The sequence below is a fragment of the Litoreibacter halocynthiae genome (genome assembly GCF_004365635.1).
Lineage (GTDB): Bacteria > Pseudomonadota > Alphaproteobacteria > Rhodobacterales > Rhodobacteraceae > Litoreibacter > Litoreibacter halocynthiae.
Map to the genome: position 1 here is coordinate 34,165 of NZ_SOBH01000006.1, position 17,780 is coordinate 51,944.

Genomic DNA, 17,780 nt, shown 5'->3' on the forward strand with positions numbered 1-17,780 from the left:
AAGGGAGAGACCAATGAAGAAACTAGCAACAGCACTTGCGTTTACCGCAATGACAGCCACCGGCGCGATGGCCGAGGGGCTGCAGGGCGTGACCGACGACATGATCACGCTTGGCACCTATACGGACCTAAGCGGGCCGTTGGCAGTCTGGGGTGTGCCCGAGGCGAATGGCCTGCGCATGCGCGTGGACGAGATCAATGCGGCGGGCGGCATTCACGGTCGCCAGCTTGAGATTATAATCGAGGACACGCAATATCAGGTGCCCCGCGCGATTCAGGTTGCAAACAAACTGATGCGCCGCGACCAGATTTTTGCGATGGTTGGCGCGCTTGGCACACCGATGAACCTAGCGATCATGCCGCAACAAATTGAAGCGGGAATTCCCAACATGTTCCCGATGTCGGCCGAGGTCGAGATGTATGAACCATTGGATCCGATGAAATACGCATTTTTTCGCAGCTATACAGACCAGTTTCGCGCGGGCGTTGCATACTTCAAGGAAAATGGTGATTTCTCAACACCCTGCATTGCGCAACTCGCAAATGAAGCTGGTGAATCAATGGCGCTTGGCGTCACGCAGCAATTGGCAGAGTATGACATGAAAGTCGCGGCCAAAACGGAGCATTCGGCAACCGAATCCGATATGCTCTCGTCTGTAACCACATTGAAAAACGCCGGTTGCGATATCGTGTTTCTGGCGGGTGGGGTGCGCGATACAATTCTAGTTGTTGCAACATCTAAAAAGCTTGGTTTTGAACCGACTTTCGTGACTGGAATGGTGTCCTATATGGATGCAGTTGCGACTGCCGCTGATGGCGCGATGGATGGTCTATATCTGGTATCGCCTTTTGTTTTTGCGAACGCAGGAGACTCCGAAGGGGAAGCAAAACGTATCCTGGAGAGTTACAGCGAAATTTACGGTGAAAAGATGGCCCCACAAGCGCAGCTTGGTTACGTTTTCATCGACCTGATTGCCGTGGCGCTCGAAGCTGCTGGTCGCGATCTGACGACCGAAGGATTTCTGGCCGCAACCGAAGCGATCACTAGCTATGTTGATCCGATCGGCGGCCAGTCGGTCAGCTTTGGCCCGGAAGACCATCAGGGCATCGAAAGTCTGATTATGGCAAAAGTCGAAGACGGTAAATGGACTATTGCGGCCCGCGGGCTCGACTACTAATCTGTCAGTGATAAATGCGGGCGGTGCTTCGGTTCCGCCCGTTGGTTTTGAAAGAGTAGCTTTGACTAGAATCCATTGGCACAAAAAAACCAAAGATGCCAAAGGCCAGCAAAAGCTGAAACGGCGGGCCATGCTCAATCTGGCCGCGCATTCGTTTTCAACAGTCGGATACAAACAGACATCGATGGATGACATCGCAGCGGCACTCGCAGTCACCAAGCCCGCGCTTTATTATTACGCCAAAAACAAAGAAGATATCCTGATGCAATGCGCCCGCATCTCGCTGGAGCGGGTCGAGCTATGCTTCACATCGGCACAGGAAGTTCAGGGTAACGGGCTTGATCGTATCCGCGTATTCTTTAGAGTCTATGCGAACATGGTTGTGAGCGAATTCGGCTCTGCCTTGATGCGCGAAGCGCGGCGCAATCTGACCGGAGAAAATCAGAAGAATTTGCGTCAGACACTGATAGACGGTCAGAATTTTCTTGAAAGTATTATCGCAGAAGGGATCAAAGACGGTTCTATCCGCGATTGCGACTCAAAGCGCCTCGCACATGTGCTTTTTTCGGCCTTCAACCAGATGCCGATCTGGTATAATCCGAAAGGGCCGCTTAACCCAGAGAGTATTGCAGATGAAATGCTGGAACTAATCATCCATGGCGTGGGTGCGAAGAATACTTGATTCTAAATTTGTTGCCTATTCAAACAGCGCCGATTTTATTAAAGATTTAACATAAGATGGACTCTCGGATTTTTGAAGGAGCACTTTCATAATTAACATAAACTTCATTATGCGACTTTATACTTAGCGTTGCGATAGTATATTATTGTAAGTATGCTGAACTCCTATCAAGGAGGCTCCACAGCATGCGCCATTTACTCAAGAAGCTCCTCCCCTCGGTCGCAGTCGCTTTGACCGTGACCGGTTTTTCGCTGCCGGTACCCGCCCGCGCGCAGACATACCCGATCGATTGCGCGATCCTCTTGTGCCTGTCTGGCGGCTGGCCTGCCTCCGTCCCTTGCGCCCGAGCCCGCGCCGAATTTATCCGGCGGATTACACCTTGGCCAGTCGAACCACCGCTGCAAATCTGGCGCTGTCCCATGGGCGCCTCTTATGAGAGCGATCGGCCTTCAAACAACGCTGGCCGCATCTTTGAAGTCTTATACCGGCCCGGCACCCATCGACCTCTCCAATCCTTGCCAGTCGACGATCTCGTTCCCACCGACTGGGCCCTACGGCTCATTCAGGACCGCGCGGACATCGATATCAGCGGACCTGAGTTCAACTTCGTGCGGTCCATCCGCGTCTTTGACGTTCGTTATGCGCGGCAGCACGAATCTGGTCGTGACGGTGACTGCAATCGCAGCGCGACTATAGCCCTTGGCACTTACGGGACCCAAGGCGATTTCTCATGGCAGCGATCTTCCATAACTGCCCTGCCCGAGGCCCATGTGGGACTTGAACGTTGGGGCCAGAATTGCCCGGGTATCTATCACCGATCTGTCTTCGTCGATTGGCGTGACTATGAGGGCAACTACGGCTTCGAACAGGTGAACTACTAGCGCTGTCAAAGGCAGCTTTGCCATCATGCTGCCAGAATTTGAGCGTGCTGAGTTGCTCAAATACCGGCCCTTCGCTGCTTTCGGTGCGTATGTCCGTAGAGCGGACAAAGCGCTCTTTCGCTGCAGGTACGCCAATGGCCGTTTTCGGAATAACACCTTCGGCGAACAGGCCACAGCTGTCGTATCTGTAGTCCACAAAAAAACGATGGCTCCCTTGCATGATTACAAGTTTGTCTTTTCCGGCCGTTCGGTGCGCAAAAGCTGGCTTTCGCCGTTGGCACCGCTCATGCCGCCGGGTCATGAAATGAAACATAAACCTGCCGCCGACCACGCAAACTCCCGCTTGCTCTGAACCACCGGACCCGTTCACGCAACCATTTTTGCGGAATTGTCTACGGGCCCCTTTGATCGCTTAAAGAACACGTAATACAGCACCGGTGCGGCAACCATCGTCAGCAGGGATGCGAAGGCTAGTCCGCCCATAATGGTTGCGGCCATGGACTGGAAAAAAGCATCCCAAAGAAGCGGCAACATGCCGAGGATCGTCGTTGCCGCCGCAAGAAACACCGGCCGCAAGCGCGATGTCGAAGCGGTTACAATGGCGTCTTCCAGTGGCATGTCGGGGTCGGCCTTTCGTGTGAGGTCGATCTCTTCGACCAGCACGATCCCATTTTTGATCAACATGCCGGACAGCGACAAGAGGCCAAGAAGCGCGGTGAAGGTGAATGGCAAACCAGTGCCCAACAGTGCAAGGCTAACCCCGTTGACCGACATTGGCACCAATAGCCAGATGATAAGCGGCTGACGCAGAGCGTTGAACAGAAGAACGGTGATGAGCACCATAATGATAATGCTCATCGGGAGCTGGGAGCCGAGAGAGGCCTGCGCATCAGTTGAGCTTTCGTATTCGCCCCCCCATTCCATCGTATACCCATCCGGAATGGACATATCTTCAATGGTGGCGCGCACTTCGGCCAGAACTCCGGCTGCCGTCAGGTTGCGGGGGATATCGGCACCAACAGTGATGACATTCGCGCGGTCACGGCGAAATACCAACGTATCCTGCGGCTCGAACCTGAACCCGTCGATCGCCTGCGCCATCGGCACCAAAGTATCGTTGCTTTCGGAATAGATGACGTGGTCCATCAGCGACAGGCCCGCATCCGGCGCGGTGCGCAGAATGATCGGGATTTGGCGGTCGCCCTCACGAAACACGCCAGCCGCGGTGCCTTCGGTGGCGAACTGCAAGATGCTGGTGATGTCGGAGCGTGAAATGCCGGACTCCTGAGCACGGTCTCCGGCATAGATCGGGCGCAGCACCAGTTCTTTTTCACGCCAGTCATAACGGGGGGATATAATGTTGGGGGACGCGGCACTCAGCCGCTCAACGGCTTCGTCCGCCAGATCACGCAGGACCGCCGGATCAGCGCCGGAAAACCGCACTTCGATCGGGGCACCGCCACCGGGGCCGAATGCCAGACGTTTGACGCGGAATTCACCCTGCGGAACTGCTTCCACTGCAAAGGCCTCCAGCTCGTCCATTTCGGACTGGATCACGTCCAGCGTGGTGACGCGGACGATCAGGTGGCCATAGCTGGGGTTAGGGTCTTCGCTGTCGTAAGTCAGCATGAAACGCGACGCGCCCATACCGGAATAGGACGTCACGGCGATCACGTCGTCGCGTTCAACCAGCCAATTCTCCAGCGTTTGCATGTCGCTGGACGTCTGATCGATGCCGGCGCCTTGGGGCAGTTTATAGTTCACGAAATAGAGCGGCGTGTTGCTGTCAGGAAAGAACTGCTGCTTGATTTGGCCAAACATGGCATAACAAACTACCGTCGTGCCGATAAGTCCGACAAGAACCAGCCAGCGCAGTTTGAGGCTGGCACGCAGCAGACTGGCATAGCCGCGGAAGATGGCACCATCGTAGCCGCCGCTCGCGCCCTTTTCACCTTGGCGGAAAAAGTAGTGGCCCAGCAGCGGGGTAACGGTGATTGCCAGAACCCACGACAACATCAGCGAAATGGCAATGACGGCAAATAAAGAGAACAGGAATTCGCCCGTCGCATCGGGACTCAGGCCGATCCCGGCAAAGGCCATGATGCCGATGACCGTGGCCCCGAGAAGTGGGATTTGCGTCTTGCTGGCTGCCTCGGTCGAGGCTTCACGGGATGTCTGGCCGCGCTGCATATTGATCTGCATGCCTTCTGCGACGACGATGGCGTTATCCACCAGCATCCCCATCGCGATGATCAACGCGCCAAGCGAGATGCGTTCCATTTCAATGGAGCCAAGCGCCATGAAGAACAAAGTGCCGACGACGGTGAGTAATAGTGTTACCCCGACAACCACAGCCGCCCGCCAACCCATGAAAACGGCGAGCACAATGATCACGATGGCTACCGACATGGCGAGGTTCACAAGAAAGGAGTTCGAGGCTTCCTCGACGACGACGTGTTGTTGGTAGATGGGTTCGATCGTAATACCGACGGGGATGGATTGTTTTAGCAGTTCCAGTCTTGCGTCGACGGCATGGCCAACTTCGACGATGTTTTCTGTCGAAAGGCCCGCAACGCCAAGACTGAACGCTTCAACTCCATTGTGGCGGAGAATCAGATCGGGGTTGTCTTCGCGTCCACGGTAAACATCTGCGAAATCTGACAGGTTCACGATCTGCCCGCCAACACCAACGGAAAGCGCCGCAATGGCTGAAACACTGTCAGACCCGTCAGGGCGTTGAATAAGTGTGCGGCCTTCGGCGTCCTGAATAGACCCGCCTTCGACAATTTCATCGGCGTTGGCCAGCGCGGCCTGCATCATGGCAGGCGGAATGCCTAGCGATGTGGACAGCGCCAGATCGGGCTCAACATAGATGCGTTCGTTTGGTGCGCCGGAAATCACCGCATCGGCGACGCCCTCAACCGAGAGCACCTCTCGCCGTAAGAAATCAGCCAGATTATTGATTTCACGATCACTGAAGCCGGGCGCGGTGATCGCATAGTAGAGTCCATAAACATCGCCGAAACTGTCATTGACATAGGGCGCGGTTGCCCCGCTTGGTAACGCGGCCTCACTGACCCGATTGCGAAGTTTTGTCCAAATACTTGGCAGCTCGCTGCCGTCGTAATGATCTTCCATCTCCACGGTGATCCACGACAGCCCCGGTTGGTTCATGGTTTCGATCAGCTTGACCTCACCCATCTTTTGAATGGCTGATTCAATAGGCTCGGACACTTCCGTCGCGACTTCTTCGGCAGAGGCGCCGGGATATTGTGTGACAACAATAGCCACTTTGATCGTAAACGCAGGGTCTTCGAGCCGCCCGAGCGATGAGAACCCCCAGATGCCACCCAACAGACACATCAGGATTACGATCCAAGTGTAGATCGGATTAACAATAGAGAAACGAGCAACATCCATGATCGGCCCTTAGCCCCCGAAACCGGTGAAACGGCGTACGTCTTGGCCATCGACAAGTGTAGATGCGCCAACGGCGACAATCTCTTGCCCGACCTCTAGTCCGGACAGGATTTCGACCTCACCACTCTCGGTGGCAGCAATCTCAACGGGCGTATGTGTGACTGTGCCCTCGATGCCGCCCGTCGGAGTGAACACCATAACGCTGGTGCTACCGTCATTGCCGATGACAATCGCGGACGCCGGAACGAGTATCGGGGCATCGTCGGCGAACAAGCTAGCCGTGACCTTGACTGACGATCCGGGCCAGACGGTCAAATCATTCTTTGGCGCCATGCCAAGCGTGATTGAATAGGTTTGGCCGACCGCAGCCGTTTCTGCGTTCACTTCCTTTACCGCGAGGGGGTACCGGTTCGGATTACCCGTAAACTCGGCGTAAATCTCGATGTTTGGGTCGCGGCCCGCTTGTTGAAACAAGGTCTCGGGCACTTCGATTTCGATCCGCAGATCGGACATGTCATGCAACCGCACAACCGGCATTCCGGCGCTCGTGGTTGAAAAATTCGGCACCAGACGTGAAGCGACCAGTGCCTCGAAAGGCGCGTGCAAGGTGGCTTGTTCCAGCGCGCGTTCAGCATTGCGCATCGCAACGCTGGCTAGTTCGACTTGCGTTTCGGCGTCCTGAACTGTGGTCTGGCTCACGGCGCTGCCTTCCAGTTGGCGATACCGGTCCAATGTGCGATTGGCCTGATCGCTATTAAGGCGGGCCTCTTCCAGGGCCAGCTCGAACGGGACAAGATCAAGGCTGGCAACCAAACCGCCTTTGGGCACATCAGCGCCTTCATCCACCGGGAAATCAATGATTTGCCCCGAAACCTGAAAGGCCAAATCCACGGTTTCCCGTGCGACGACATGGCCGAAGAAAGTACGGCTGAGACCAGACCCCGAGGCTTCAACGGTTTCAATTTTCACAATGGATGTCTGCGCTTCGCTTTGATGTGGCAACGCCAAGACAAAAGCGGTCGCAATACCTTGCACCACCAGCTTCAACCGTTTCATTTTGACCCTTTCATACCGCAACAGATGACTGGGCTTGATTCCCGAGTTCAAAAACTAAACTAATCAGTTCAATCCAGCTCAACAACCATGGATTTGGGCTTTGGGGATAAAGCCGTGTCATTTAGGCCATATGCCTTTTGATCCGCGTGGCTCGGCGACTTCTTTGGTTCTGTTTCGGGTGCAACGCGTTGGGACAACCGTCTGATCACAATTCTATCAAAACAGTCGTTTGTCCTTGAGGCAGCATCGGTCAAAATGGGCTCCGAGCAGTCATTTGCCGCAGATTTAATGAAGGTCCGCTGTAGGCCAGACAACGTCGGCAGCTTAAACAATTCGATCCAGCCGCAATGGAACACGCTCACGCTCGGGGCGCTTCAGTGCTTCCGCATACTTTCTGGCATTGCCGTCGATCCCGTCATGCCAAAGCTTCGATACAAAGTCGCGGGCATCCTGCACCGTCATATCTTTGAGTATGGGAGAGAGGGCCATAAAGAGCTCGTCCTCGGTGAGGGATGCCGCGCGACACATCGCGTCCTGATAATACGATGGATCGTTCAGGACATATTCGCTTATTGGCATCAACGCGACATTCTCGGCCGGGATCGCCAAGAAAATCATATCCTGGATGGTTTCTAAAAAGTCACGGCGAGATGTAGAGACCGGTTTGCCCTCGCTCTTCGCGTTGGCGTAGGCCTCTTTCGTTTTACCCAGCTTCGTCGCTGCGTAAGAAAACACCATGTCCCGCTTTTTGTCTGGCAGCCCAAACTTGGTACATGTCTCAATGCGCGTGATCAGCGCAGTGATTTCCACTTCGAGGTCAAAGTTTTCGAACCAAACGCGGTCTGTTTTCGGTTTTCGAGCCATCCGCCCTCTCAAGAACCATGCTACGTTAGTATATCCTTGTAGCAAACTTGGGTGGTTCGACAAGGCCGCACATATCAAGCGATGGTGTTGCGGGTGCCAATCAAAGCACCGGGCTAGGCACGGGTGTCTTTCAAGCACACTCACACAAAAAAGGGGAACCGCGTTGCCGCGGCTCCCCTGTTCTGTCAGTCGATGGTTTCGATCCGATCAAGCAACCAACGACAATCCACCGCTAGCGTCCGGCTGCTGATCATCGCTCTGCACAAACGGAATGATCGAGAACGTCTGCCCACCCCGTTGCTCTTCGTTCTGCACGGCATTGACCCGCAGATCACCGTCAGGCGTGTTGATCAGCAACGAAAGGTATTCATTACCAGTCCGGGTGCTTTTCGCCATCCAGGCCGAACCCACACGGATCGGCTTCCCTTTTGGGGAGCTCACTTCGATCCGGTAGTCGGGATGGGTTTCCTCGGTCTTGTAGTCGTTCTCGATGAGCATGAAGTCCAAATCGAACATCATATTGGCGATGTAACCCGCGAAGGCGTTGTCAGCATCCATCGCCGTTAGCTCGCCCGAGATCGAGCCGGATTTCATCGTGCCGTTTGAGACCAGCGGGATGATCTCGTAGTCTTCGCTCTTAGCATTGCGGGCTTCCTGCGTCTGCACGGCATTGACGCGGAATGGCCCAAGACCAACATCCAGCTGCATCGAGATGTAGGGATTACCGCTGGTGTTGCCGGTCTCGTTCCAGGCTGTGCCAATACGCACCTTGCGGCCAGATTTGTTGACCGCCGTGACGTCATAGTCCGGGCTGCGCTCCGACATCTTTGCGCGGGTTTCCAACTGGATCGCGATGTCGAACTTGGTGTTGTGGATTGTGCCGGTGAAGACTGCGGCTGCGGTGTCGGCGGTTTTGGTAAGGGTTCCTGCGAACATGGGTCTTATCCTTCTTGGGTTATCGGGGCCCGACATCTTGCCAGACCATCCGAGATTGCTTTTCGACCCCTCATGGAGTCACAAAACAGAAAGCCTGCTTTCAACTTTCTCCCGGCCTCTCAGACGGTGCAGAGCGCTAAATGGACGCTCGTCACCACAACACCAGCGCGACCCATTCTTTGCCCAATGGTCTGTTGGGATGTTTCAGACATCACGATCGGAAAGGAAGAACTCCTCTTCCTGACCATTTAGATGGCCTCCACTACGGTCAGTCAGACCAATGGCACTGCCGTTGTGCTCAAAGACGATGAGATACTGGCCCAGTGTATCCTTGCGGATCACATATCCCTCGTTTGACCAATGAACAGCCTTCTCTGCGTCCACAGCCGTTTGGATTTCTGCGATGTTCATGGTTATCTCCACTTAGATTGACGAACTCCGGCCAAGCACCCGACTGAATGGGCGGGTTCTTGGTTGATGCGTTTGGGGGATTGTAATGACTGTCAGCGACTTGGGTCAGGCTGCGCTGCGGATACGCGTATGCCCATCGCCAACAATGCGGGCGAGGATTGCCGCCGTATCAACTCCTGCCCCGTGCGGGACAAAGACCCGCAGCTGGAAGGCGATGATTTCGGTAAAGCATCCAAGGGCCTTGAGACCCTCAATCGTACCCTTATCCGCTCCACCAATCTCCAAGCGCACATCGCCTGCAACACGGCGGCGCGTGAGCGTCAGGCCACGCCCCAAATCGACCGGTGCTGTCGTGCCAAGAGCAGCCGTCAGCATTTCACCCGGTGTTTCCGGCGTTCCTGTCATGAACCGCGCCCGAAGGGCGGCGGCCCCGTCCTCGCTGAGCGTGCGGCCGATCATGCTGGCGCAGCCCTCGGGCGTGACGCGATAGATACGCTCGTTGCTTGTCGGGATGGTCTTCCAGATCGGAAGCAACAGACCCGTGAGCAAGTAGAGCTTTGTCGTGGTAGTTTTGGGCAAGCTGTCGGCCTCATCGTCCCAAAGCCGGGTAAACTCTGATTGCTCGACCGCCTCCCAGGCCGATGCTTCGAACTTGCCCTCCTCGAGATAGGATTTGCCAGTTGGGCGGACGACCTTCCGCATCAGCGTAACAATGTCTTCGTCATACATCTGCATCGGGCGTTTTGAGATGAGCCCAACCCGCCCTGATGCGGGATTGACCATCGGGATTTTATCGAAGTTATTGCGAAGGGCGCTATCGGCGCGCGCAATATGAACAGGATCTGTCACCTCCAATCCGATGATACGTGTCACAGCACCTGATTGCGGGCAGGTCCAGAGATCCTCCGCCGAGACCTGTTTGATTGTCTCGCCCCGCAGCGTTTCCACCCCAAGATCAAGCGTACCTGCATCCCGTGCCCTCTCGGTTTGGTCCGCGATGCGCTGCATAAACTCTGCAAAGAGCGCGTTCTGCATATGGATCGGTAGCGCCAGCACCCGGTTGAGGAACCGCTGGATAGGCGGCAATTCTTCGAGCAGCAAGCCATCTTTGTCGATCAGGCGCAATGCCGTCCAATCGGTGAAGACCTCATAGCCGATTGCCTCCGCACGCCCTGCGGCAAGATCGGCGTAGTATCCGCGCAGTGCGGAGCGCGCGATGGAGCTTTCAAGATTGTCCTCTTCACGGAACATGCCTTGCGAGCCTGTCTCGCGTTGGCCTTTGGTGAGCGCACCAAGCTGATCAAGACGTTTGCTGATTGTTGAGGTAAAGCGTTTTTCACCGTGCACATCCGAGGTGCAGACCCGGAAGAACGGCGCGCTGACCTGGGCGGAGCGATGCGTACGCCCAAGCCCTTGGATCGCCGCATCCGCGCGCCAGCCAGGCTCCAGCAGGTAATGGCGGCGCCGCTTCTGGTTCTTGGCCGTTTTTGCCGCGTGATAGGATCGCCCCGTGCCACCCGCATCCGAGAAGATCAGGATGTCCTTCTCACCATCCATAAACGCCTGCGTCTCGGAGGAATTACTGCTCGGGCTGCGTTTTTCGATGAAAAGTGCGCCGCCGCTCGATTTGAGCGGGCGGATGGACCGCCCCGTCACCTCTGCGACCGCATCCTCCCCGAATGCCCACAGGATTTGATCCAGTGCCGCGGGGATCGGGGCCAGCGCCATCAGGTCCGTCATCGCCTCATCACGTAAGGCCAATGCCTCGCGAGAGACGACCAAGGCCTCTGTTTCATCCCGCAGCGGCTCTGCAACGACATTGCCGTCAATCTCTACCAGCTTTTGGGTGTGGATCGGAAAAGCCTGTTCAAGATACCCAAGTACGTAATCGCGCGGCGTGAGCGCGCCTTCGACCAGTTCATCATCGGGGTCCATCACCTCCAATCGGCGCTTCAAGAGGCTTTCGCCCGTCGAGACCACTTGGACGACGCAGGCATAGCCATCAGATAGGTCCTGCTGAATGGCGCTGACAATCGAAGGAGCTTTCATGCCCATCAGCAGATGATTGAAGAAGCGCTGCTTTGTGCTCTCGAACCGCGACTTGGCGGAGGCTTTTGCGGTAGAGGCATTTGTCTCTCCCGAGGCATCATTGACGCCTGTCGCGGTCAGTGCAGCCTCTAAGTTATGGTGAATCGTGCGGAACGCGCCCGCATAAGCGTCGTAGATCTCTGTTTGGGCAGGCGTCAGTGCATGTTCCAGCACATCGTATTCGACCCCGTCAAAACTCAGCGCCCGCGCGGTGTAGAACCCGAGTGTTTTGAGATCGCGGGCCACGACTTCCATCGCGGCCACACCACCCGCCTCCATCGCTGAGACAAAGCTCTCGCGGCTCGGGAAGGGATATTCAGGTCCTTGGCCCCAAAGCCCGAGCCGGGACGCATAGGCGAGATTGTGGACCGATGTGGCTCCCGTCGCCGAGACATAGAAGACGCGGGCGCGCGGAGTGGCGAGTTGCAGGCGCAGACCCGCAAGACCCTGCTGGGACGGCTTTGCCCCCCTGCCCTGCTCCGATCCGGCCGCATTTTGCATTGCGTGTGCCTCATCAAAGGCGAGCACGCCGTCAAAGTCGCCCCCCATCCAGTCGAGAAGCTGGTTCAAGCGCGTGGTGCCGCATTTGCCGGCGGAGCGCAGCGTGGCGTAGGTCACGAACAAGATACCGTCGCCCATGGTGACGTGCTTGTCGGGCTTCCATTTCGAGAGAGGCTGGATATCTGCAGGCGAGCCACCAAGATCGGTCCAGTCGCGCACGGCGTCCTCAATCAAGGTTGCGGATTTCGACACCCATACGGCCTTGCGCCGCCCGGAGAGCCAATTGACCAAGATCAGGCCCGCGCACTCACGGCCCTTGCCGCAGCCGGTGCCGTCTCCGAGAAAATACCCCAAGCGGTAGGCACGTGCTTCCGCATCCTCATCACTGCGCAACATCTTGGTCTGATCCTCATCGATGGTGAACTTGCCGGGCAAATCCCGCCCATGGGCATCGTTGGCCATGATAATGGTTTCCAGCTGGGCCTCAGAGAGATGGCCCTCTGCGATCAGGCGGTTCGGCAAGCGCAGCCCCTCGGCGGCCTGCAAGGACGGCACAGGGGGTGCGACCGAGGCCATCGCAATGCTTTCAACGAGCGGCGTTGGGTGCTCCTGTGCGCCCGCAATGTCGATCCGCTGCGGGCGATAGCGGGCGTAGATCTCGGATATGGGAGTGTTTTCGCGCGGCGTCTCGAGCGTGGTGAACGACAGCGGTATTGCTGCGTGTTTTGGAGTTTTGTCACCAGATGGATTTGATACTGCAGGCTTGCGCGCTTTGTGGGGCGCGGGTTCCATCAGAGGGCGCCCGACATTCAATGAGCGTGCCGCCGTCACAGAAGCCACAATCGGACGCGCCTTGGCAATCTGGTCTACAATACCGACCGCCGCGTCGAGATCATCGATCGAGGTGCGGCTCATCTCGACGTCATCATCGACCTTATCAAAGACCATCAATTGCGTGTCCACACTGGTGCCAAGCTTGCGATAAACAGGACCGGGAATGGTGAGTGCCAGGCGCGGGGTAAGAAGGCTCACCGCGCGGGCCCAATGTGCAGCATCCCGCTCGGGGCTGAAGCCCATCGGCATGATCGCAACAAGTCTTCCGCCGGGTGCCAGTCGCTTCGCGGCCCCTATGAGATGCTTGGCAGCAATGTGCTTGTCACGGGAGCGATCGACTGAGGATGCAAACGGCGGGTTCATCACGACAACGCTGGGGGCTGTTGTTGGTGTCAGCAGATCATCAATATGTTCCGCATCATGTCCGCTCACCTGCGCGGCAAACACCTCATCGAGCAGTCGCTGGCGAAACGGGTCAACTTCGTTGAGCATAAGCTTGGCCCTTGCCCGCTTGGCAAAGCCCGCTAATGAGCCGGTTCCCGCAGAGGGTTCCAGCACAGTCTCACCGTTGCGGATAGCCGCCGCGCTCACAGCGAGGGCTGCGTAAGGCAGCGGGGTCGAGAACTGTTGCAGGCGGATCTGTTGCTCAGAGCGGCGGGTTTCGGTCAGGAGCCGCATAGCGAGGTTCTTGGCAGCACCAAGTGGGTCTGACCCGCTCGCATCCAAGAGAAGTGTTTGAACAGCAGCGGTCTGCATCATGTCGTAGGCCATGCGCCAACTCCATGCCCCGCTGGCATCGCTGCCGCCAAAGGTGTCGCGCATGATCTTTGAGAGAGAGGAGCTGCGCAGAGGACCGCGCGCGATCTCGGCGGCGATCAACGACAGGGCTGATTTGAGCTGCGCATTGGATGTGGATTGAATGGTTTGCTTCTGGTTGGCGTGGGCCATGTTGTCTGTCCTTTGTGATCCGGTTTGTGGTTCACAGGACAAAAAGCCCCCTTTGCACTTTGTGAGTGCCGAGAGGGCTTTTAACTGAATGGCTTTGAAACAGGCCTACCTATGGCCACTGCTGAGCTGCGTGCAGCACCCGCAAGATCACTATGGAACTTGGTTCGTCAGCATAAATCACGATGTAATTTGGACGCACAACCATTTCACGGGTGCCGTCAACACGTCCCACACGGTGCATCTGGGGGTGCTCTGGCAATCGTGATGTCTTGGCCTCGATTTCGTCCTTGAGAGCTTGGGCCGCATCTGGATTGTCGTCAGAAATGTAGTCGATAATCGCCAGCAGATCAGCGATGGCCGTGGCCTTCCATTCGAGATCAGGCACGGCGCTTCTTATCAATCAGCGCCTGAGCGTCTTGCATTACCTGAGCCTGCGGTGTTGTCGGCTTTGAGTCGTCCAATGCTTCCTGCACTTTGGAACGGAACCATGCGTCATAGGCGTCTGGATCCGCGGTCAGTCCCGCTGGCAACCCGCCCTCTGCGGCCACGCGCGTCAAAAGAATGCGTACGGCATCCGAGAGCGTCAGGCCGACGCCCGAGAGCGCATCCGAGGCCTGTGCTTTAAGCTGATCATCAACACGGACATGGATCATGGATGTTTGTGCGGGCATAGGAGTCTCCTTTGGTTGCTGTTGTATCTCAAATGAGATACGCAATCAAGATGGCAGAAAGTTCCACTCTAAGAGCTTCGCGCCGCAAAAAACTCCGCCAACACCGCACTGCCCTCAGCTATTTCGCGACTTATGAGCGTCGATCCCACCAGTGACGCCTTTGAAAGCCGCACAAGGCCGCCGGTTTCCGCAATGCGGTAGCAGCGCCGTTTTTGACTCCCACGCCTGTAATGGGTTGCTGTGACCATCTGGCAGGTGCTGCCATCGCTGAGCGTCACAGGGGAGGCGAGTTTGATCTTGTCGCCCTCTGCGTAGTCAGGGATCGCGGCCCAGTCCCGACACCGCTGCCGCCAGGCGTGGGCATAGCTGTCGGGGTCTTTCAACTCGGACAGCAGATTGAGGATGCTCAGCGGCGCGCGGGACTCACAGGGGCCGGCGCTTTCCTCCATGTCCTTATAGCCCCAGCACCCGTCGTCGTATCGCGTCAGGAACACTGCACCGAAGGTGAATGACCCGTCATCGTCGATCATGTAAGTCCTGTCTTCCAAAGGCGTGCCATCAAGGATTTCAACCTTTGCCGCCGCATACCACGTCGAGCCGACTTTGGAGGTTTTGACCAGTGTGGTGCGGCGGGTTTCATTCTCGAAGGTGCAGAGACGTCTGATCTCAGCCTTCTCATCGGCATAGCTCTGAACCCGCCGGTCGGTGTAAAACAACCAGCCCATTATGCTGCCCTCCGCTCATCAAGCTCCATCAACACATCGAGCGGCACGCGATACGGCTGCATGGCATCGAAGTCCTCACAGTTGCCGCAGTTTTGAACGATGGCGAAGGTGTCACAGGCGTCCTTCAGGACCACTCGGAATGTTCCGCCAAGACCTGAAGGCACTTCATAAATACCGCCGATCAGAAAGTCCGAGGCGCGGCGCACGAAGACGCGAATGGAATGGCCATCGGTTGCCAGCCGAATGGCCCGTTCCAATTGGGCAGGAAGGTCGAACAGGAGCGCGCATGCGCGATCTGCGCCGCAACAGCGGACGCGGAGAATTTGAGAATAGCCATGGGAATGTCTTTCTTGGTGTTTCTAGGGAATGTCGGGATCTGACCCGCGCCTGATGTTTCCAAGCGCGGGTCGCCTCAATGGATCAGGCAGCTTTTGCTTGAACGGGCTCGGTTTGAGCGGCGACTTCCGCCGCGTCGACATCCAAGCTGACACCACCGGTCGTTTGCATCATCGGCGGGCACCACGCCGCAACGGCCGCGTGTTGTGCGTCTGTGAGGGTCGCAAATGGCTCGGCGAAGAGCTTGTCGCAAAAGGCGACGATCTCTTTCTTGCTCATGGAGGCAAGTGTCACCGCCTCCTGCGCAAGGCCTAGCTCTTCACCAAGGATTTTGAGCAGCCATGCCTTTTTGAACCGGTTGAACAGCGCCGCGTTCGGCGTCCAATGCGCGCGAATGTCAGGCATCACCTCGATCTCGAAGTCGTGCATCAGGCTGTCGCTCTTAACGCTGCGGGCAAAACACGATTGCGTCGTGCTAGCCGTGGCATAGGCGACCAGTTTGGCCTTCTCGCCCGCCTCAAGGGCACGGAACGATGCAAACTGATCTGCCGGAGACTTCGCCTCATCCGCCCAGGACAGATCGAGTGCGTCATGCGCCTCGGCCACCTGTTCCAGTGAGGTGCCGTCGATCTCGTCCATCTTGGCATGGCTGCGATATTCTTTGCGGGCCTCGACCTTGACGGCGTGAGTTGTGCTCATGCCGCCAAGCACGTCCGTGACCAGTTTGAACAATGTCAGATCAAGCGTAGCCTCCGGATGCAGCGTCATCGCCGCCCCGAGGGCCATTGCCCGTTCGGTCTTGAGGTCTTGGGTCAGGGAGGCGGGATAGACGATGTGATCGCCAGTCGGGTCTTGTGCATCATTTGATGTGCCGCCAGCGCTGGTTGTCTGCGCTGTCGCCTCAGGCTTGTCCTCTGGCCGTACCAAACCGACATGCAGGGTAATCTTGCCGTTCGACCAGGAGGCGATGACACCACCCTGCGCAAGATCGTCTGCACTGTAGGCCTCCTGCAGATCCCGCGCCTCTTCTTCGAGCGCATCCACGCGGTCGTAGAGGGCGTTGTAGGCATCGGTCTCGAGGGTCTCGTCCTCCATCTCAAGTTGCAGTTTCTCGAGCTCCTCGGTGATCTCATCCAAGCGCTTTTGACCAGCGGCATCAGGCTCGACCGGACCAGGATAGACGCGACCATATTCTGCCATTGTTGCATAATCGTAGCGCACCAATGCCTCTGCCCACGCAAATCCCATGTGGGCCCGTGCCTCTTCGGCGGCCGCGGTAAGTTTTTCGACCATGATAGCCTCGACCAGTGCGATGTCTTCTAGCACCGAATGCTCCTCGAGGAGATCGGCAGCGATGGGACCACCCTGCGCCTCGTATTCCTCGCGCACGAAGGCCCCGATATCGTCGCTCACCTGCACACCGCGGGTTTTAAGCGCCTGACGCACCGTATAAGCCTGCACGTAGCTGTCATCGCTGGTCAGCGCCTCGTACACCTCAAGCTGCACGGCATGGCTTGGATGGTCCGCAAAGGCCTTCATCGTATCGAGCGTGATAGACTTGGCGCGGGCTGCCGCGCGGATGTCGGGATGAATGAGACCATAGCGCAAACGGCCTTTGACGGCTGCGACTGTGGTGCCGAACGTCTTGGCAATCGTCTCAGGCGATTGCCCATCGACTTCCATCATACGCGCAAAGGCCTCGAACTCGTCGATAGCGTTCATCGGTGCCTGTGTGATGTTTTCTGCCAGCGACAAGGCCGTGGTCACATCGCAGTTTTCCGGCACCAGGCGGCATTCGATCTTGGTTTTCTTGGTGAAGCCTTTGGCGGATTTGTCGGCGACCAGTTCGTTCAAGGCAGCGCGACGTCGACCACCTGCCAAGACGCCAAACTTGCCATCGATCTTTTGCACAAGCAACGGTTGGATGATGCCCAAGACACCGATGCTGGCCGTGAGGTGGGAGATCGCCTCAGACTCGTAGGTTTCAGGGGAATTGCTGCGCACATTGGCAGGATGCGACGTGAGATCACCAATGGCGACCGAGATGGATTTGAGAGCATGTGTCATGTGATGTCCTTTTGAGATGTTGCGCCGTTCGAACATTCGGAACGGCCTGACCAATCCCCAGGGCGGGGATCACATGACAAAAGGCCCGCTTCCGTAATGGGGCGGGCCTTTGTCAATAGCTTCGGAAATGTCAAAAACGTCCGGTCAAGAACTTACTCTCCACCGAATTTGAGATACCAATTC

The 17,780-nt window shown here is 56.8% G+C and carries 14 protein-coding genes and 1 pseudogene; 4 read left to right on the forward strand and 11 right to left on the reverse strand.

What is annotated here, in order from left to right; genetic code table 11:
* Positions 1–13: 13 nt before the first annotated feature.
* The 4 genes from BDE40_RS18010 to BDE40_RS18025 all read left to right on the forward strand — a co-directional run bounded on the left by BDE40_RS18010 (position 14) and on the right by BDE40_RS18025 (position 3,092).
* The gene (locus tag BDE40_RS18010; RefSeq protein WP_039965744.1) at positions 14–1,177 is read left to right on the forward strand and encodes an ABC transporter substrate-binding protein; all 1,164 of its coding nucleotides are present in this window, start codon (positions 14–16) and stop codon (positions 1,175–1,177) included.
* Between the two features lie 7 nt (positions 1,178–1,184).
* Positions 1,185–1,859: a TetR/AcrR family transcriptional regulator gene (locus tag BDE40_RS18015; RefSeq protein ID WP_138058617.1), complete on the forward strand. Its 675-nt coding sequence runs from the start codon at positions 1,185–1,187 to the stop codon at positions 1,857–1,859.
* 185 nt (positions 1,860–2,044) lie between these two features.
* Complete coding sequence (locus BDE40_RS18020; RefSeq protein ID WP_246030515.1) at positions 2,045–2,740, forward strand: hypothetical protein; 696 nt, start codon at positions 2,045–2,047, stop codon at positions 2,738–2,740.
* 25 nt (positions 2,741–2,765) lie between these two features.
* A complete protein-coding gene (locus tag BDE40_RS18025; RefSeq protein WP_134016969.1) occupies positions 2,766–3,092 on the forward strand; it encodes a hypothetical protein in 327 nt (108 codons plus the stop codon).
* Positions 3,093–3,106: 14 nt separating this feature from the next.
* On the opposite strand, the gene BDE40_RS18030 is transcribed toward BDE40_RS18025, so the two are convergent.
* The 11 genes and pseudogenes from BDE40_RS18030 to BDE40_RS18080 form a co-directional block, all read right to left on the reverse strand.
* Positions 3,107–6,160 carry an efflux RND transporter permease subunit gene (locus BDE40_RS18030; protein ID WP_134016971.1) on the reverse strand — a complete coding sequence of 1,018 codons (3,054 nt, stop codon included), beginning with the start codon at positions 6,158–6,160 and terminating at the stop codon, positions 3,107–3,109.
* A 9-nt stretch (positions 6,161–6,169) separates the two neighbouring features.
* Positions 6,170–7,216 carry an efflux RND transporter periplasmic adaptor subunit gene (locus BDE40_RS18035; protein WP_134016973.1) on the reverse strand — a complete coding sequence of 349 codons (1,047 nt, stop codon included), beginning with the start codon at positions 7,214–7,216 and terminating at the stop codon, positions 6,170–6,172.
* A 324-nt stretch (positions 7,217–7,540) separates the two neighbouring features.
* Positions 7,541–8,080 (reverse strand): hypothetical protein, encoded by a 540-nt coding sequence (locus BDE40_RS18040; RefSeq protein ID WP_246030516.1) that lies wholly within the window; start codon positions 8,078–8,080, stop codon positions 7,541–7,543.
* Positions 8,081–8,287: 207 nt separating this feature from the next.
* On the reverse strand, positions 8,288–9,016 hold the full coding sequence (locus tag BDE40_RS18045; RefSeq protein ID WP_134016975.1) for a DUF736 family protein: 729 nt from the start codon (positions 9,014–9,016) through the stop codon (positions 8,288–8,290).
* 204 nt (positions 9,017–9,220) lie between these two features.
* Positions 9,221–9,427 (reverse strand): hypothetical protein, encoded by a 207-nt coding sequence (locus BDE40_RS18050; RefSeq protein ID WP_134016977.1) that lies wholly within the window; start codon positions 9,425–9,427, stop codon positions 9,221–9,223.
* 105 nt (positions 9,428–9,532) lie between these two features.
* Positions 9,533–13,798, reverse strand: a complete 4,266-nt coding sequence (locus tag BDE40_RS18055; protein ID WP_134016979.1) for a strawberry notch-like NTP hydrolase domain-containing protein — start codon at positions 13,796–13,798, stop codon at positions 9,533–9,535.
* 109 nt (positions 13,799–13,907) lie between these two features.
* A complete protein-coding gene (locus tag BDE40_RS18060; protein WP_134016981.1) occupies positions 13,908–14,183 on the reverse strand; it encodes a type II toxin-antitoxin system RelE/ParE family toxin in 276 nt (91 codons plus the stop codon).
* Positions 14,176–14,469 (reverse strand): type II toxin-antitoxin system RelB/DinJ family antitoxin, encoded by a 294-nt coding sequence (locus BDE40_RS18065; RefSeq protein ID WP_134016983.1) that lies wholly within the window; start codon positions 14,467–14,469, stop codon positions 14,176–14,178. The genes BDE40_RS18060 and BDE40_RS18065 overlap by 8 nt, the downstream gene beginning before the upstream one ends.
* A 68-nt stretch (positions 14,470–14,537) precedes the next feature.
* Positions 14,538–15,194 carry a DUF6927 domain-containing protein gene (locus tag BDE40_RS18070; RefSeq protein WP_134016985.1) on the reverse strand — a complete coding sequence of 219 codons (657 nt, stop codon included), beginning with the start codon at positions 15,192–15,194 and terminating at the stop codon, positions 14,538–14,540.
* Positions 15,194–15,531 (reverse strand): annotated as a pseudogene (locus BDE40_RS18075) (hypothetical protein). Before BDE40_RS18075 ends, BDE40_RS18070 begins: the two are co-directional and overlap by 1 nt.
* Positions 15,532–15,614: 83 nt before the next feature.
* Positions 15,615–17,597: a ParB/RepB/Spo0J family partition protein gene (locus tag BDE40_RS18080; RefSeq protein WP_134016987.1), complete on the reverse strand. Its 1,983-nt coding sequence runs from the start codon at positions 17,595–17,597 to the stop codon at positions 15,615–15,617.
* Positions 17,598–17,780: the final 183 nt, after the last annotated feature.

What these genes read in the sequence shown, in the direction of transcription:
- BDE40_RS18010 (WP_039965744.1), top strand. Translation starts at nt 14, where the DNA reads ATGAAGAAACTAGCAACAGCACTTGCGTTTACCGCAATGACAGCCACC.
- BDE40_RS18020 (WP_246030515.1), top strand. Translation starts at nt 2,045, where the DNA reads ATGCGCCATTTACTCAAGAAGCTCCTCCCCTCGGTCGCAGTCGCTTTG.
- BDE40_RS18025 (WP_134016969.1), top strand. Translation starts at nt 2,766, where the DNA reads ATGCTGCCAGAATTTGAGCGTGCTGAGTTGCTCAAATACCGGCCCTTC.
- BDE40_RS18030 (WP_134016971.1), bottom strand. Translation starts at nt 6,160, where the DNA reads ATGGATGTTGCTCGTTTCTCTATTGTTAATCCGATCTACACTTGGATC.
- BDE40_RS18035 (WP_134016973.1), bottom strand. Translation starts at nt 7,216, where the DNA reads ATGAAACGGTTGAAGCTGGTGGTGCAAGGTATTGCGACCGCTTTTGTC.
- BDE40_RS18040 (WP_246030516.1), bottom strand. Translation starts at nt 8,080, where the DNA reads ATGGCTCGAAAACCGAAAACAGACCGCGTTTGGTTCGAAAACTTTGAC.
- BDE40_RS18045 (WP_134016975.1), bottom strand. Translation starts at nt 9,016, where the DNA reads ATGTTCGCAGGAACCCTTACCAAAACCGCCGACACCGCAGCCGCAGTC.
- BDE40_RS18050 (WP_134016977.1), bottom strand. Translation starts at nt 9,427, where the DNA reads ATGAACATCGCAGAAATCCAAACGGCTGTGGACGCAGAGAAGGCTGTT.
- BDE40_RS18055 (WP_134016979.1), bottom strand. Translation starts at nt 13,798, where the DNA reads ATGGCCCACGCCAACCAGAAGCAAACCATTCAATCCACATCCAATGCG.
- BDE40_RS18065 (WP_134016983.1), bottom strand. Translation starts at nt 14,469, where the DNA reads ATGCCCGCACAAACATCCATGATCCATGTCCGTGTTGATGATCAGCTT.
- BDE40_RS18070 (WP_134016985.1), bottom strand. Translation starts at nt 15,194, where the DNA reads ATGGGCTGGTTGTTTTACACCGACCGGCGGGTTCAGAGCTATGCCGAT.
- BDE40_RS18080 (WP_134016987.1), bottom strand. Translation starts at nt 17,597, where the DNA reads ATGACACATGCTCTCAAATCCATCTCGGTCGCCATTGGTGATCTCACG.